A 15,294-nucleotide genomic window follows, 5' to 3' on the forward strand; every position below is an offset into this window, starting at 1 on the left:
CGCAAGGGGCCGATCGAAGGGGACCTGCCATGCCGGTGGAACAACACGGAGTCGACACCATCCCGGAGGAGGAGCGGACGAGCGGTCCCCGGGACCTGGTCTCGATCCTGCTCGGCTCGAACCTCTGCCTCGGCGTGATCATCTTCGGCTGGCTGCCGCCGTCGTTCGGCCTTGACTGGTGGTCGTCCGTCACGTCGGTCGTCGTGGGCACGCTGGTCGGCACGGCCCTCACGGCTCCGCTCGCGCTGGTCTCCCTGCGCACGGCGACGAACCTCTCGACGTCCTCCGGCGCCCAGTTCGGCGTCCGGGGCCGCCTCGTCGGCTCGGTCGTCGGGCTGCTGCTCGCCCTCGGCTACACGGCCCTGACCGTGTGGATCGGCGGCGACGTGATGGTGGGCGTCCTGCACCGCCTGTTCGGACTGCCCGCCTCGGACCTCTCGTACGCGCTGGTCTACGCCCTGCTCTCGGCGGCCACCGTGGCGGGCGCGGTGTACGGCTACCGCGTGCTGCTCGGCATGTCCCGGATCCTGGCCGTGGGCATGACGGCCCTGCTGGTCCTCGGGGTGTTCGCGTACGCGCCGCACTTCACGACCTCCGCGCTGCCGGAGGCGGGCGGGTATCTGCTTGGCGGCTTCTGGCCGACGTGGCTGCTGGCGGCGGTGGCCGCGGGTCTCTCGGGTCCGGTCGCGTTCATCACGCTGCTCGGCGACTACACGCGCTACATCTCACCCGCCCGGCACTCCTCCCGCACGGTCCTGCGCGCGACCTGGCTGGGCCTGACCGCCGGGCTGCTGGTCCCTCAGCTCTTCGGCACCTTCACGGCGTACGCGGCCGGCGCGGCCCTCGACTACGCGGGCCCGCTGGTCTCCGCCGCCCCCGGCTGGTACCTGGTCCCGCTCCTGCTCGCCGCCTCCGCCGGGTCGGTCGGCAACGCGGGCCTGATGCTCTACTCGATGGGCCTCGACCTCGACGCGATCCTCCCGCGCGCCTCCCGTACCCGGGCCACGTACACGGTCGCCGTCGTCGCCACGGCCTGTGTCTTCGTCGGCCACTACGCGTCGAGCGCCCAGGACGCGATGACGTCCTTCGTGCTGCTGCTGACCGCGATCGGCACGCCATGGGCGGTCATCACACTCATCGGCTTCGTACGCTGCCGCGGCATGTACGACCCGAACGCCCTCCAGGTCTTCAACCGCCGTTCCCGGGGCGGGATCTACTGGTACTCGGCCGGCTGGAACATCCCGGCCACGGTGTCGTGGACCCTCGGCGCCGTCACCGGACTGCTCGCGGTGTCCCTCCCGTCGTACGAGGGCCTACTGCTGACGCTGACCGGCGGGGTGGACTGCAGTTTCCTTTTGTCGGGGCTGGTCGGAGGCACCGCGTACCTGGCTCTGACGGCACGGACACGTGCACCTCAGCCGCCGGTGCCCTCGGAGGTGCCGGGGACGGAGACCCAGCGAGCCTCGGTCGCCCAGTAGCGCGAAAGGCCCGCCCCCGACACAGGGGGCGGGCCTTTCGCAACGTAACCGCTGAGCCCGGGCGACAACGTAACCGCCGAGCCGGGCGACAGCGGGGCCGGAGCCTCAGCCCAGGTTGTGCATCCAGCCGTGCTGGTCCTTCGTCACGCCCCGCTGGATGTCGAGGAGTGCCTGGCGGAGCTTGAGGGTGACCTCGCCGGGCTCGCCGCCGGACTGCTGCCACTCGGCGGAGGAACGCTTGACGGTGCCGACGGGGGTGATGACGGCCGCCGTGCCACAGGCGAAGACCTCGGTCAGGCTGCCGTTCTCGGCGTCGCGCTGCCACTGGTCGATGGAGACGCGGGCCTCCTCGGACTCGTAACCGAGGTCACGGGCGACCGAGAGGAGCGAGTCGCGGGTGACGCCCTCCAGGATGGAGCCGGTGAGGGTGGGGGTCACGATCTTGTCGCCGTACACGAAGTACAGGTTCATGCCGCCCAGTTCCTCGACCCACTTGTGCTCGACGGCGTCGAGGTAGCAGACCTGGTCGCAGCCCTTCGAGGCGGCCTCGGCCTGGGCGAGCAGGGACGCGGCGTAGTTGCCGCCGGTCTTGGCGTCGCCCATGCCGCCGGGGACGGCGCGCACGCGGTCCTCGGAGAGCCAGATCGAGACGGGCTTCACGCCGCCCGGGAAGTACGCGCCGGCGGGGGACGCGATGACCAGGAAGAGGTACTCGTTGGCGGGCTTCACACCCAGGCCGACCTCGCTCGCGATCATGAACGGGCGCAGGTAGAGCGACTCCTCGCCGCCGTGCGCGGGCACCCATGCCTTGTCCTGCTGGACCAGCGCGTCGCACGCCTCGATGAAGGTCTCGACGGGCAGTTCGGGCATGGCCAGGCGACGGGCGGAGGACTGGAAGCGCAGGGCGTTGCGGTCCGGGCGGAAGGTGGCGACGGAGCCGTCGGGCTGCCGGTAGGCCTTCAGGCCCTCGAAGATCTCCTGCGCGTAGTGCAGGACGTTGGTCGCCGGGTCCAGGGAGAGCGGACCGTACGGTGTGAGCTGGCCGTCGTGCCAGCCGCGGCCCTCCGTCCACTTGATCGTCACCATGTGGTCGGTGAAGTGGCGGCCGAACCCGGGGTTGGCGAGGATGGCCTCGCGCTCCGCGCCGGAAAGTGGCGAGGCCGAGGGCTTGAGCTCGATCGTGGGCGTCGTCATGAGTAGATGTCCTTCACCGGTTTCGTGTGTGACGGGCCGCGCTCACGCCTGTACCTGCCAGTGGCCGGTGTTAGGACGTCCGAGCATTCCCTCATTCCGCGGCTCCGCGTTCGATTATCGCGCGTGCGGGGCCATGGACGAAAAGGGCGTGAATGCGACCCAGAGGATGATGGTGACACCCGGCGGGGACATAGAAAAGCCGCCGGGTGTTTGCGTGACCCGGCGGCTTCGAGAGTTTCGAGTGGCGCGGCGGGTCAGCCGGCTACTCGTACGGCGAGCGCGTCGCCGATTTCCTCGGTGCTGCGGGCGGGCTTGCCGACGCGCTCCGCGAGGTCGGCGGAGACGGCGTCCTCGATGCGCACGGCCTCGGACTCGTGGCCGAGGTGGCGCAGCAGGAGGGCGACGGACAGGACGGTGGCACTGGGGTCGGCCTTGCCCTGGCCTGCGATGTCCGGGGCCGAGCCGTGGACGGGCTCGAACATGGACGGGAACTCGCCGCTCGGGTTGATGTTGCCGGAGGCGGCGACGCCGATGCCGCCGGAGACGGCCGCGGCGAGGTCGGTGATGATGTCGCCGAAGAGGTTGTCGGTGACGATCACGTCGAAGCGGGCGGGGTCCGTGACGAGGTAGATCGTCGCGGCGTCCACGTGGATGTAGTCCGTGGTGACCTCGGGGAACTCCTCGGCCACCTTGTTGAAGACGTTCGTCCACAGATGACCCGCGAAGGTCAGCACGTTGTTCTTGTGGACCAGCGTGAGCTTCTTGCGCGGGCGGGCCTGGGCACGGGCGAAGGCGTCACGGACGACGCGCTCCACACCGAAGGCCGTGTTCACGGAGACCTCGGTGGCGACCTCGTGCTCGGTGCCCTTGCGGATGGTGCCGCCGTTGCCCGTGTACGGGCCCTCGGTGCCCTCGCGGACCACGACGAAGTCGATCTCCGGCTGGCCGGCGAGCGGGGTGGCGACACCCGGAAGGAGCTTCGACGGACGCAGGTTGACGTGGTGGTCGAAGGCGAAGCGGAGCTTGAGCAGGAAACCGCGCTCCAGCACACCGGACGGCACGCTCGGGTCACCGATCGCGCCGAGCAGGATGGCGTCGTGCTTCTTCAGGGCGTCCAGATCGGCCTCGGTGAGGGTCTCACCGGTCGCGTGGTAGCGCTTGGCACCGAAGTCGAACTCCTTGGTCTCCAGCTTCACATCCTGCGGGAGGACGGCCGAGAGGACCTTCAGGCCTTGGGCCACGACTTCCTGGCCGATGCCGTCACCGGGGATCACTGCGAGATTGAGGCTGCGAGACATGTCGGCACCCTACTCCTCGTCCCACGGGATGACATGGGGAGTCCGCGATACGGACACCACCGGATGGCCGCGCATCAATCTGTCGGCTCCCGTTCACCCGTATGTATGGCGGTTGTTGGGACACGCTGGGAAGTTCACCAGCATGGACACTCCCGACGTCGGCATCCCGCCGCAGCTCGCACGCCGGATGAGCATGGCGGAGCAGTACGAGTACCTGCGGACGAAGTACTCGCGGCGCCGCGCCCTGGTGACCGCGGGCGCGGTGGCCGGCGGGCTGCTGACCGGCTGCTCCGGCCCGGGCTCCGGTACGGACACGGCAAGCCGGACGGCCTCGCCCCTGTCCGCCACGTCCACACCCACCGGCACCCGTGGGGTGAACGGCTCGGTCGTCGCCCCCTTCGGCCGCCACCTCGCCTTCGGCGCGGACCCCAAGACCCAGATGCGGATCTCGTGGCAGGTGCCGCTCCCGGTCAGGAAGCCGTACGTGCGTGTGGGGCTGAAGCCGTGGGAGCTGAGCCGGAAGATCGAGGCCGAGGTCCGCGACCTGCACACCCCGGAGGTGGAGGGGCAGCGGCTCGCGGTGGAGCAGTACTACCTGCATGCGGCGCTCGACGGCCTGCGCCCCGGCACGACGTACTACTACGGCGTCGGTCACGAGGGCTTCGACCCGGCATCCAAGGAGCGGCATTCCACGGTCGGCTCGTTCACCACGGCGCCCGCCCGCCCCGAGACGTTCGTGTTCACCGCGTTCGGCGACCAGGGCGTCACCGCGGACGCGCTCGCCAACGACCGGCTGATCCTCGGCCGGCAGCCGTCCTTCCATCTGCACGCGGGGGACATCTGCTACGCCGACGACACGGGACACGGCAAGAAGTCGGACTACTACGCGCCCACCACCTGGGACCTGTTCCTCAAGCAGACCGAGCCGGTGGCCAGATCCGTCCCGTGGATGGTGACGACCGGCAACCACGACATGGAGGCCTGGTACTCCCCGAACGGGTACGGCGGGCAGTCCGCGCGCTGGGCCCTCCCGGACAACGGCTTCGACGCGAAGAACTCCCCGGGCGTCTACTCGTTCACGTACGGCAACGTCGGGGTGGTGGCGCTGGACGCGAACGACGTGTCGTACGAGATCCCCGCCAACAAGGGCTACTCGGACGGCCGGCAGACCGCCTGGCTCGACACCCGGCTCGGTGAACTGCGGCGGCAGGTCGACTTCATCGTGGTCTTCTTCCACCACTGCACGTACTCGACGTCGACCCACGCCTCGGACGGCGGCGTACGCGACGCCTGGCTGCCGCTGTTCACCAAGCACCAGGTGGACCTGGTGATCAACGGGCACAACCACGTCTACGAGCGGACCGACGCCATCAAGGGCGGCAAGGTCGGCAGGCGGGTGCCCGTCGGTGCGTCGACCGATCCGACGCGGGACGGGATCGTGTACGTCACGGCGGGCGGGGCGGGCAAGAGCCTCTACCACTTCCCCGCCGGGGTGAAGGACAGCTACGAGGGGAAGATCGCCGACCGCGAGTCCGTGCAGACGTACCACTGGACGAAGTCGCGGGACCAGAACCCCGACACCGTGGAGTGGTCGAGGGTGCGGTACACCGGCTACTCCTTCCTCTCCGTGGAGGCGGAGGCGGGAGCGGCCCCGAAGCTCAAGGTGTCGGCACTGGCGCAGAGCGGAAAGCGCATCGACTACTTCGAGGTGCGGCGCGGGGCGTGAGGCCCCGCACCGCACCTCGTGCGGGCGCGGCTCCCGGCTTGTTCCGGTAAAGCTGTGTTCGGTGAAGCTGTGTCCGGTGAGGCAGGACCGGGCTCAGTGCCCGGTCGAGCCGCCGTTGTCCCTGCGGTCGAGGGCGCGCTGGAGCGCGGCGGCGGCGTTCTTGCGGTCGGACTCGCTCGAACGGGAGACGTGACGGACTCGGCGGGCGGTCGTCTCGGCCATGATGAATCGACTCCTTGCCTCCGGCAGCGGCCGCCGGAAGTGCGATGAGGGATTTACGAGACGCCGGATGGGGCGGGGAGCGGTGCCACAGGGGTTGCCTGCAAGGGGCTCCGGCTCACGACCGCCATTCGCTTGGTCGAGCGAGACGTTCGGCTCCTACAAAGCTAAGTGAGGACCGCGCATCTGTCTCCACAGTTAGTCGGACTTCCTACTATCTGAGACGGCACATCGGGTCGCACCGGTCTGACCTGTGCTTTTTACATTTGCCTCCCTAGAGGGCATCTCTAGAGGACATCACCGTCGCGCCAGTCGAAGGTCAGGTCGCGGGACGGGTCGAGAGGGCCGGACGAGGCGGGGCGGACGAAGGTGGCGCCCTCCTCGTCGGGGAGGCGCACGATGCCGTCCGGGCCGAGGGCGGAGATCCGGCCCGGCCAGACCTGCCAGCCGCGGGCGGTGTAGAGGGCGGCACCCTCGTCGCTCGCGGAGAGCGCGCCGAGGGCGTACGCGCGGTCGACGACCCCTTCCAGCGCGGCCATGACCTGCCCGCCGAGGCCCGTCCGGCGTACGTCCGCGCGGACGGCGACCGCCTCGACGTACCCCGTGCGCAGGGAGCGGCCCCGGTGCAGGACCCTGCGCATGACCACCGAGCCGTGGGCGGCGAGTCCGGCCCCGTCGTGCACGAGGGCGTGCACCCCGCCGAGCCCGTGGTCCCAGTCCTCGTCGGAGAAGTCGCCCTCGAACGCGTCGTCCAGGAGGGTGCGGGCGGCGCGGAGTTCGGCGGGGGTGAGGTCCGCCGTGTGGGCGGTGCGCAGTCGGATGGCCATCACATCAGTATCGGATGACCACCGCCCCGGCATTCGTCCTGATTCCGCTGTTCGTCCTGATTCCGCGGGCTGCGGAAGCCGGGCCGCGGGAGCACGATGGGGGCCGAGCGGTCCGTGAAACCGGCTTCGGGAGGGAGACCCGATGACCACCGCACTTCCGCGTACGCGTGTGATCACCCAGTACCGCTTCGGCGGTCCTGAGGTTCTGGAGGTCGAGGAACGGGAGCGGCCCGTCGCCGGTCCGGGGGAGGTTCTGCTGCGGGTGCGCGCGGTGGGCGTCAACGCCGTTGACCGGCTGGTGCGTTCGGGCACCGCGCCGCTCTTCGGGGAACCGCCGTTCGTCCTCGGCGGCGATGTCTCCGGTGTGGTGGAGGCGGCCGGGGAGGGCGTCACCGGGTTCCGGCCGGGCGACGAGGTCTTCGGCAAGGTCCTGGGGGGCGGGTACGCGGAGCATGTGGCCGCCCCCGCCGACCAGTTCGCGGCCAAGCCGTCGACTCTGGACCACGTCCACGCGGCGGGCGCCCCCACGGCGACCCTCACCGCCTGGCAGGCGCTGGTCGACCTCGCCCGGGTCGGCCCGGGCACCCGGGTGCTGGTCCACGCGGCAGGGGGCGGGGTCGGTCACGCGGCGGTGCAGATCGCCAAGGCGGAGGGCGCGTACGTCGTCGGTACAGCCCGCGCCGACAAGCACGAGTTCCTGCGCGGCCTGGGCGTGGACGAGCCGGTCGACCACACGGCCACGGACTTCGCCACGGCCGTGCGGGACATGGATGTCGCCCTCGATCTGATCGGCGGCGACTACGGCCCGCGCACCCTCAACACCCTGCGCCCGGGAGGCCTGTTGGTGTCCGCGCTCCCCGGGGACACGGGCCTGTCGGCCGAGGACGTCGAGGCGCGCGGGCTGCGTTTCGCGGTCGTGCGGGTGGAACCGTCCGGCATGCGGCTGGCGAAGATCGCCTCACTGCTGGCGGGCGGCCGGGTGCGGATCCACGTGGACGCGGTCCTGCCGTTCGCGGAGGCGGCCAAGGCCCATGAACTCGGGGAGGCGGGGCACACCAAGGGCAAGATCGTCCTCAGCCTTCCGGAGTGAACCTCGCACCGTCCCGAGTGATCCTCTCTCACTGACCCGAGTGATCCTCTCTTACTGAATGGCACATCAGCAATCCGATGTCTGATGCTGTCAGATTCCTTGACATGCCCCAAAGCCCCCTCCACTCTCACATTTATCGACCAGTCATCGGATGACTGCGACAGGAGGGGTTCCACATGGCGGTCCAACCCCGGGCCCGCACCATCGTGTTGACGCTCTGTTCCGCACTCCTTGCCACCACCGCGGCGACGCTTCCGGCCCGTGCCGAGGCTCCCGTCGCAGCCACCCCGCACACGTCCTGGGAGGTGCGCGGTCCGCACGGCTCCCCCACGGCCGTGGTCTCCCTCGACCCGGCCGACGGCAGCCCTGCCCTGGCGGTCAGACGCGCCGGCCGTACGGTCCTCGAACCGTCCCCCGTCGGCCTCGTCACCGAACAGGCCGACTTCTCCCGGGACTTGACTTTCACCGGCCGCTCCGAACGCACGATCTCGGAGCGCTACACGGTCCCAACAGGCAAGTCGCACAAGCGGGTTGTCCGTATGACCGAGTCCCGCTTCCGCTTCCGTACGGCGGACGGCGCGCGTATCGACCTGCTGACCCGCGTCGCCGCGGACGGCGTCGCGTATCGCTACGTCCTGCCGGACGATCACGGCGACGTCGTACGCGAGGCGTCCGCATTCACCTTCCCCGCCACCGCCGAGCCCGTCATCAGCGCCTACCGCCGGGACAACGAACTCCCCTTCGTCCGCTACCCGTCGGCGGCCGCGGTACCGGCGGGCACGTACTCGATGCAGGCCCTCTTCAAGACGGACGGCGGCTACGCCCTGGTCGCCGAGTCGGACCTGACCGGCAGCTACGCCGGCTCCCACCTCACGCACACCGCCGGTTCGTCCACGTTCGGTGTGAGTCCGTGGAACGACGAGCCGGTCCAGGTGTCCGGCGGGCTCACCACACCCTGGCGCGCCGTGGTCACCGGCGATCTGCCGACCGTCACCGAGTCGACGTTCACCGACGACCTCGCCCCCAAGTCCCGTGTCCGCGACACCTCCTGGATCAAGCCGGGCCCGGCCCTGTGGACCTGGCTCGCCGGCGGCAAGGAGGCCGGGCAGAGCCTGGACGCGCAGAAGAAGTACGTCGACTACGCGGCCCAGCGCGACTGGCCGTACGAGGTCGTCGACGCGGGCTGGTACTACAAGCCCGGCGAGTGGGACGTCATCGACCCCGACTGGCAGACGAACAACTGGATGCCCGAGCTGGTGCGTTACGGCAAGGAGCGTGGCGTCGGGATCCAGGTCTGGCTCCACTACTCGCTCCTCGTCGACCCCGTCGAACGGGAGAAGTGGCTCTCCACGCTGGAGCGTTGGGGCGTCAAGGGCGTGAAGATCGACTTCATGGACTCCGAGTCCCAGGAGCGGATGGCCTGGTACGACGAGATCCTGCCGGCCACCGCGAAGCACCACCTGATGGTCAACTTCCACGGCTCCACGATCCCCAAGGGCATCCAGCGCACCTGGCCGCACGTGATGACGCTGGAGGGCGTCGGCGGCGAGGAGAAGCGCAACAACACGCCCGAGCAGCTGGCCGCGCTCCCCTACACCCGCAACGTCATCGGCTCCATGGACTTCACGCCGGGCGCCTTCCACCGCCCCTTCCGCCCCAACGTCGGCTCCGACGCGGGTGAGTTGGGCCTGACCGTCCTCTACGAGTCCGGCATCCAGAACCTCGCCGGCACCCCGGAGTCGTACGAGGCCCGTCCGGAGGCCCGCCGCTATCTGGAGCAACTGCCCGGCGGGTGGGAGGAGACCAGGCTGCTGACCGGCGATCCCGGCCGCTCCGCGGTCATGGCCCGCCGTGCGCCCGACGGCCGCTGGTTCATCGGCGGCACGTTCGCGGGGGCGGCCCACAGCGTGGACGTACCCATGCGTCTGGGCGCGGGCAAGTGGCTCGTCGAGACCGTGACGGACGGCCCGTCGGGCCTGGTCCGCGCACCGCACGTCGTCCGTGGCGGCGCCTCGCTCACCGTGCCCGTCGTGGCGGACGGCGGCTTCGCCGCGCTGGCCTGCCACTGGTACCCGGGCCGGACGAGCTGCGACCGCTGACACCGCACGTCCCTGCCGTGGACCGTGGCCCTGTCTCCGCACGGAGGCAGGGCCACGGCACGTCGACACGACGCACGCCGCCCCCGGCCCGGAGGGGTGCGTCCGGGGCGGGGGCGGTTCAGTGAGACGCCGGCCCGTGTACGGGGACGCCTCGGCTCGTGGGCGCGTACGGGGCTCGGCCCGTGCGCGGGTACGGGTTCAGCCCATGTGCGGGTACGGGTAGTCGGTCGGCGGGACCAGGGTCTCCTTGATGGCGCGGGTCAGGGTCCAGCGCATCAGGTTCTGCGGGGCGCCCGCCTTGTCGTTGGTGCCGGACGCGCGGCCGCCACCGAAGGGCTGCTGGCCGACGACGGCACCGGTCGACTTGTCGTTGATGTAGAAGTTGCCCGCGGCGTAGCGGAGCTTCTCCATCGTGTACGCGGCGGCCGCGCGGTCACCCGCGATGACCGAGCCGGTGAGCGCGTAGTCCGACACCGACTCCATCTGGGCCAGCATCTCGTCGTACCCGTCGGCCGTGCTGTCGTCGTACACGTGCACCGCGAGGAACGGGCCGAAGTACTCCGTGGTGAAGACCTCGTTGGCCGGGTCGGAGCACTCGACGACGGTCGGGCGGACGAAGTAGCCGACCGAGTCGTCGTAGGTGCCGCCCGCGACGACCGTGCAGGACGGGTCGGCGTGCGCCCGGTCGATCGCCGCCTTGTTCTTGGCGAAGGAGCGCTCGTCGATGACGGCGCCGATGAAGTTCGACAGGTCGGTGACGTCACCCATCGTGATGCCGTCGATCTCGGCCGCGAACTCCTCCTTGAAGCCGGAGTTCCAGATGGAGGCCGGGACGTACGCGCGCGAGGAGGCCGAGCACTTCTGGCCCTGGTACTCGAAGGAGCCGCGGGTCAGGGCCGTCTTCAGGACGGCGGGGTCGGCGCTCGGGTGCGCGACGACGAAGTCCTTGCCGCCGGTCTCGCCGACCATGCGCGGGTAGGTGCGGTACTTCTCGATGTTGTTGCCGACCGTCTTCCACAGGTACTGGAAGGTCTTGGTCGAGCCGGTGAAGTGGATACCGGCGAGATCGCGGTGCTCCAGGGCGACCTCGGAGACCTCGATGCCGTCACCGGTGACGAGGTTGATGACGCCCTTGGGGAGACCGGCCTCCTCCAGCAGCTGCATGAGCAGGACGGCCGCGTGGGTCTGCGTCGGCGACGGCTTCCACACGACCACGTTGCCCATCAGCGCGGGCGCGGTCGGCAGGTTGCCCGCGATCGCCGTGAAGTTGAACGGCGTGATCGCGTAGACGAAGCCTTCGAGCGGGCGGTGGTCGAGACGGTTCCAGACGCCCGGCGAGTTGGCCGGCGGCTGCTCGGCGAGCAGGTCACGGGCATACTTGACGTTGAAGCGCCAGAAGTCGACCAGCTCACACGGACAGTCGATCTCGGCCTGCTGGGCGGTCTTCGACTGGCCGAGCATCGTCGAGGCGGCGAGCGTCTCGCGCCACGGGCCTGCCAGCAGCTCGGCGGCGCGCAGGATGATCGCGGCGCGGTCGTCGAAGGACATCGCGCGCCAGGCGGGCGCGGCGGCGAGGGCCGCGTCGATCGCGTCCTGGGCGTCCTGCCGGGTGGCGTTCGCGTACGTGCCGAGGCGGGCCTTGTGGTTGTGCGGCTGCACGACGTCGAAGCGGTCGCCGCCGCCCATCCGCTTCTCGCCGCCGATGGTCATCGGCAGGTCGACCGGGTTCTCGGCAAGCTCCTTGAGCCTGGACTCCAGGCGGGCGCGCTCGGGAGAGCCGGGGGCATAGCCGTGCACCGGCTCGTTGACGGGGGTGGGGACCTGGGTGACGGCGTCCATGGTGTCCGTAACTCCTTAACAGCGGGGTGGTTGGCGTCAGCTCTTGGTGAGGATCGAGCGGCCGAAGAAGAGGAGGTTGGCGGGCTTCTCGGCCAGGCGCCGCATGAAGTAGCCGTACCAGTCGGTGCCGTACGCGGTGTAGACGCGCATGCGGTGGCCTTCGGCGGCGAGCCGCAGGTGCTCGTCGCTCCTGATCCCGTACAGCATCTGGAACTCGTACTCGTCGGGCTTGCGGCCGGCGCGCCGGGCCAGCTCCTGCGCGATGGAGATGAGGCGCGGGTCGTGGGACCCGATCATCGGGTACCCCTCGCCCTCCATCAGGATGCGCAGGATGCGCACGTACGCCTTGTCGGTCTCGGCCTTCTGCTGGTACGCGACCTCGGCGGGCTCCTTGTAGGCACCCTTCACGAGCCGTACGCGGCTGCCGCTGTCGGCGAGGCGGCGGGCGTCGGCCTCGGTGCGGAAGAGGTAGGCCTGGATGACGCAGCCGGTCTGCGGGAAGTCCTTCCGCAGCTCCTCGTGGATGGCGAACATCGAGTCGAGGGTGGTGTGGTCCTCGGCGTCGAGCGTGACGGTCGTACCGATGGCGGTGGCGGCCTCGACGACCGGGCGGACGTTGGCGAGGGCGAGCTCGTGGCCACCGGGGAGCGCCTGCCCGAACAGGGACAGCTTCACCGACATCTCGGCGCGTTCCCCGAGCTCCAGCTGCTTGAGGCGGTCGATCAGCTCCAGGTACGCGTCGCGGGCGAGTGTGGCCTGCTCCGACGTGGTGATGTCCTCGCCGACCACGTCCATGGTGACCTCCAGGCCCTTGGCCGTGAGGTCCTGGATGATCGGTACGACCTGGTCGACGCTCTCACCGGGGATGAAGCGGTCGACGACCGGCTTGGTCACCGGGGCCGCCGAGATCAGACGACGCATCCGGTCGCTGCGCGAAGCGGCGAGAATCACGGGACCCAGCACGGGGCACCTCCACAACAAGGCCGGCGGAAGGCCGTACCCGCCACCGCCCGGCGGCGTTCCGGTACGACACGGAGAACCACCGTGAAACCTAAGGATCCCTCCGATCGTCGGCCATCGACAGCTGTCACGCATCCGTGCCCTGGATCTCAGACAGATGTATGAAGGCGCGGGGAAATGATGGAGAATGCCCGGGTGACATCGGACCCCAAGGGCGAATACCAGGAGCTGGTGGACGAGATCTCGGAGCTCCTCGGCGCCCCCGCGACGCTGGAGAACCGTGACTTCGAGCTGATCGCCTTCGGCGCGTACGACAGCGAGGGCGAGCTGGACGCCTCCGCGCTGGACCCCGTACGCGCCCGCTCGATCCTCACGCGCCGCTCGACCTCGGCGGTCCGTACCTGGTTCGAGGGCTTCGGCATCGCCCGCGCCACGGCCCCGGTCCGTATCCCGCCCACCCCGGAGGCGGGCGTGTACCGGGGCCGCGTCTGCCTCCCCGTACGCCATCGGGGTGTGGTCCTCGGGTACGTGTGGCTGCTGTCGGACGATCCGGGTCCCACCGACCAGCAGCTCTCCGCGGCGATGGAGGTCACCCCGCGCATCGGCGCCCTCCTGGCGGACGAGGCCCAGGCGGGCGCCGACCTCAGCCGGGAACTCCGCGCGGTCCTCACCGCCGAGAGCGGCTGGCAGCGTGACATGGCACTGGCCGAGCTCCACACGGAACTCGGCGCCCGCGGCGAGGGCCTGCACACGATGGTCTGCGTGGCCCCTTGGCCCTCGTCCCACCCCGACGACGCCCCGTCGGTCCGCACCATCCCGTCCGCCACCGCCGTCTGCGCCCTCCCCTGGGGCCCCACCGCCCAGAGCCTGGCCCTCCTGGTCCGCCTGCGCTCACCGGAGGTCCTCACTCCGGCGACAACCGCGGCGGCCCGCCTGCTGGAGAGGGCGGAAGGGGTACGGGGATCAGGGCGCCCCCAGTCCTCCCCGGCCGGGTCCGGCCCCCCTGCCGCTCACCAGCAAACAGGCGGCACCCAGGGCCGGGGCCCGGCCCAGCCGCCGAACAAGACCGCCCAGGGCCAGGACACCGACACCGGGGCGGCCCAGCCACCGGACCGTCCGGGCGAGGCGGAGGCCGCGCGTGCGGGCGAGGGGGCGGGGGGTGCCGGGCGGACAGAGGGAACGGGACGGACAGAAGGAGCCGGACGGACAGAAGGAGCCGGACGGACAGAGACATCTGGGCGGACAGAGACAGCGGGGCGGGCAGGGGCAGCGGGGCGGGCTGCCGGACACGCTCCGGAACCGTACGGCCCCCGTCCCGGCCGGGTCGTGGCCGGGATCGCCGTCCCCCACGCCGGTCTCGCCGACCTCGGCACCGCCTGGCAGGAGGCGTCGGCCGCCGCGCACGCGGCGCTGGCCGAGCCGCGGCTGGGACCGATCGCGCACTGGTCGTCCATCGGCCCGTACCGCCTGCTGACGACGCTGGCGCCGACCGCCTCCCACGACCCCGCCGTACGCCCTCTCCTCGCCCCCGCGCATCGCGAACTCGCCCACACCGCCGAGGTGTTCCTCGACTGCGCGGGCCAGGCCGGCCGCACCGCCGCCGAACTGGGCATCCACCGCCAGACGCTCTACTACCGCCTCTCCCGCGTCGAACAGCTCACAGGCCTCGACCTGGACGACGGCGAGGACCGCCTGCTCCTGCACATGGGGCTCAAGGCGCGGCGGCTCTAGACGGCTTGCTTGAGAAGCAGTCGGTCGGGCCGGTGAGCGCCCTGCGGAGGGGTCACATGGCGGAGGGGTCACATGTAGGACTGGAAATCGAGCCGCACGTTGTCGAAGTTCCGTTCCGCCAGATCCCGGGGGCGGATCAGCCAGGACGCGGCGCAGCTGAGGGGCGTGTCCACGAACGTGAAATCCGCGCGCGCCAGCATGATGAACGCTTCGTCATCGGTGACGGGCCAGGGGGCCGGGTCGTGATGTATCACGGAGGCGTATCCGCCCAGGGTGAGTTCGCCGTTCGTGGTCTCTTCCCAGTAGTCCGACAGGTACGGGTGGATGAGCCGCAGGGTTTCCTTGTCGGCGATGTCGTGGTTGGTGTCCGGCATGAACCGGTCGAGCCGGCCTCGGAGGGGGTACGGCTCGAACGTGTAGGGCGCGTCCTCATCGGACGGGGCCTGTTCCGTCGTCGCCGTTCCGGCCGGGACGTACACCACCCGGCCTTCCTGCGTGGGCCCGGGGACGTAGCTCGGCTCGCTGTTGTTGGCGAAGAACAGTAAGTGCCCGTCCTCCGGCAGCTGGATATCCAGTTCGCCGACCGGAACGGCGGCACAGTCGACCGACGCGACGAATGCCGGGAAGCCGGTCCATTCGACGTCCGGGGGAAGCCGGGGATGTCCTCCGTACTGTCCGACGACCGGAGCGTCGGAGCCCTCCGTCGACCGCAGTTCCAGGCGCGGGCGGGCGAGCCGCAGCGCCCTGTCGAGGAGATCCTCGGGCACGCCCCGCTTGCGGGCCGCCGCCCGGTATTCGTCAAGTGCGTTCATGACGGCCAGTCTGCAACAGCG

General features: G+C 70.4%; 12 protein-coding genes. 5 read left to right on the top strand and 7 right to left on the bottom strand.

All coding sequences use genetic code 11. The annotated features are described in order from the left end of the window. Nucleotides 1–29: 29 nt before the first annotated feature. Nucleotides 30–1,478 carry a cytosine permease gene (locus tag ACZ5VQ_RS34445; RefSeq protein WP_469108373.1) on the top strand — a complete coding sequence of 483 codons (1,449 nt, stop codon included), beginning with the start codon at nt 30–32 and terminating at the stop codon, nt 1,476–1,478. A gap of 105 nt (nt 1,479–1,583) precedes the next feature. Here ACZ5VQ_RS34445 and ACZ5VQ_RS34450 read toward each other — a convergent pair whose 3' ends face one another. Together ACZ5VQ_RS34450 and ACZ5VQ_RS34455 are read right to left on the bottom strand one after the other, a co-directional pair. Further along, complete coding sequence (locus tag ACZ5VQ_RS34450; RefSeq protein WP_362075520.1) at nt 1,584–2,672, bottom strand: branched-chain amino acid aminotransferase; 1,089 nt, start codon at nt 2,670–2,672, stop codon at nt 1,584–1,586. 254 nt (nt 2,673–2,926) lie between these two features. Next, nucleotides 2,927–3,970: a 3-isopropylmalate dehydrogenase gene (locus tag ACZ5VQ_RS34455; protein ID WP_055612336.1), complete on the bottom strand. Its 1,044-nt coding sequence runs from the start codon at nt 3,968–3,970 to the stop codon at nt 2,927–2,929. A gap of 142 nt (nt 3,971–4,112) precedes the next feature. On the opposite strand from ACZ5VQ_RS34455, the gene ACZ5VQ_RS34460 reads away from it, so the two are divergent. Further along, the gene (locus tag ACZ5VQ_RS34460) at nt 4,113–5,696 is read left to right on the top strand and encodes a purple acid phosphatase family protein (protein ID WP_469108374.1); all 1,584 of its coding nucleotides are present in this window, start codon (nt 4,113–4,115) and stop codon (nt 5,694–5,696) included. Nucleotides 5,697–5,789: 93 nt separating this feature from the next. Here ACZ5VQ_RS34460 and ACZ5VQ_RS34465 read toward each other — a convergent pair whose 3' ends face one another. Together ACZ5VQ_RS34465 and ACZ5VQ_RS34470 are read right to left on the bottom strand one after the other, a co-directional pair. Then, nucleotides 5,790–5,918 (bottom strand): hypothetical protein, encoded by a 129-nt coding sequence (locus tag ACZ5VQ_RS34465; RefSeq protein WP_260695433.1) that lies wholly within the window; start codon nt 5,916–5,918, stop codon nt 5,790–5,792. 284 nt (nt 5,919–6,202) lie between these two features. After that, nucleotides 6,203–6,775 carry a GNAT family N-acetyltransferase gene (locus tag ACZ5VQ_RS34470; protein ID WP_469108375.1) on the bottom strand — a complete coding sequence of 191 codons (573 nt, stop codon included), beginning with the start codon at nt 6,773–6,775 and terminating at the stop codon, nt 6,203–6,205. A gap of 109 nt (nt 6,776–6,884) precedes the next feature. Between ACZ5VQ_RS34470 and ACZ5VQ_RS34475 the strand changes: the two genes are divergently transcribed. Together ACZ5VQ_RS34475 and ACZ5VQ_RS34480 are read left to right on the top strand one after the other, a co-directional pair. Further along, nucleotides 6,885–7,832: an NADP-dependent oxidoreductase gene (locus ACZ5VQ_RS34475; protein ID WP_469108376.1), complete on the top strand. Its 948-nt coding sequence runs from the start codon at nt 6,885–6,887 to the stop codon at nt 7,830–7,832. 176 nt (nt 7,833–8,008) lie between these two features. After that, nucleotides 8,009–9,931 carry a glycoside hydrolase family 97 catalytic domain-containing protein gene (locus ACZ5VQ_RS34480; RefSeq protein WP_469108377.1) on the top strand — a complete coding sequence of 641 codons (1,923 nt, stop codon included), beginning with the start codon at nt 8,009–8,011 and terminating at the stop codon, nt 9,929–9,931. A 198-nt stretch (nt 9,932–10,129) separates the two neighbouring features. Here the strand turns inward: ACZ5VQ_RS34480 and pruA are convergent, their stop codons facing one another. After that, nucleotides 10,130–11,770, bottom strand: coding sequence for an L-glutamate gamma-semialdehyde dehydrogenase (gene pruA / locus ACZ5VQ_RS34485; RefSeq protein WP_469108378.1), 1,641 nt, complete (start codon nt 11,768–11,770; stop codon nt 10,130–10,132). Nucleotides 11,771–11,806: 36 nt separating this feature from the next. Next, nucleotides 11,807–12,733, bottom strand: a complete 927-nt coding sequence (locus tag ACZ5VQ_RS34490) for a proline dehydrogenase family protein (protein WP_469108379.1) — start codon at nt 12,731–12,733, stop codon at nt 11,807–11,809. 174 nt (nt 12,734–12,907) lie between these two features. On the opposite strand from ACZ5VQ_RS34490, the gene ACZ5VQ_RS34495 reads away from it, so the two are divergent. Then, nucleotides 12,908–14,461 carry a PucR family transcriptional regulator gene (locus tag ACZ5VQ_RS34495; protein ID WP_469108380.1) on the top strand — a complete coding sequence of 518 codons (1,554 nt, stop codon included), beginning with the start codon at nt 12,908–12,910 and terminating at the stop codon, nt 14,459–14,461. 68 nt (nt 14,462–14,529) lie between these two features. Here the strand turns inward: ACZ5VQ_RS34495 and ACZ5VQ_RS34500 are convergent, their stop codons facing one another. After that, nucleotides 14,530–15,273: a DUF1963 domain-containing protein gene (locus tag ACZ5VQ_RS34500; RefSeq protein WP_469108381.1), complete on the bottom strand. Its 744-nt coding sequence runs from the start codon at nt 15,271–15,273 to the stop codon at nt 14,530–14,532. Nucleotides 15,274–15,294 lie beyond the last annotated feature (21 nt).

The sequence above is a fragment of the Streptomyces sp. NPDC033178 genome, from assembly GCF_055577685.1.

Coding starts and splice junctions, on each gene's coding strand:
- ACZ5VQ_RS34445 (WP_469108373.1), top strand. CDS start 30: ATGCCGGTGGAACAACACGGAGTCGACACCATCCCGGAGGAGGAGCGG.
- ACZ5VQ_RS34470 (WP_469108375.1), bottom strand. CDS start 6,775: ATGCCGGGGCGGTGGTCATCCGATACTGATGTGATGGCCATCCGACTG.
- ACZ5VQ_RS34495 (WP_469108380.1), top strand. CDS start 12,908: ATGATGGAGAATGCCCGGGTGACATCGGACCCCAAGGGCGAATACCAG.
- ACZ5VQ_RS34480 (WP_469108377.1), top strand. CDS start 8,009: ATGGCGGTCCAACCCCGGGCCCGCACCATCGTGTTGACGCTCTGTTCC.
- pruA (WP_469108378.1), bottom strand. CDS start 11,770: ATGGACGCCGTCACCCAGGTCCCCACCCCCGTCAACGAGCCGGTGCAC.
- ACZ5VQ_RS34465 (WP_260695433.1), bottom strand. CDS start 5,918: ATGGCCGAGACGACCGCCCGCCGAGTCCGTCACGTCTCCCGTTCGAGC.
- ACZ5VQ_RS34500 (WP_469108381.1), bottom strand. CDS start 15,273: ATGAACGCACTTGACGAATACCGGGCGGCGGCCCGCAAGCGGGGCGTG.
- ACZ5VQ_RS34455 (WP_055612336.1), bottom strand. CDS start 3,970: ATGTCTCGCAGCCTCAATCTCGCAGTGATCCCCGGTGACGGCATCGGC.
- ACZ5VQ_RS34475 (WP_469108376.1), top strand. CDS start 6,885: ATGACCACCGCACTTCCGCGTACGCGTGTGATCACCCAGTACCGCTTC.
- ACZ5VQ_RS34450 (WP_362075520.1), bottom strand. CDS start 2,672: ATGACGACGCCCACGATCGAGCTCAAGCCCTCGGCCTCGCCACTTTCC.
- ACZ5VQ_RS34460 (WP_469108374.1), top strand. CDS start 4,113: ATGGACACTCCCGACGTCGGCATCCCGCCGCAGCTCGCACGCCGGATG.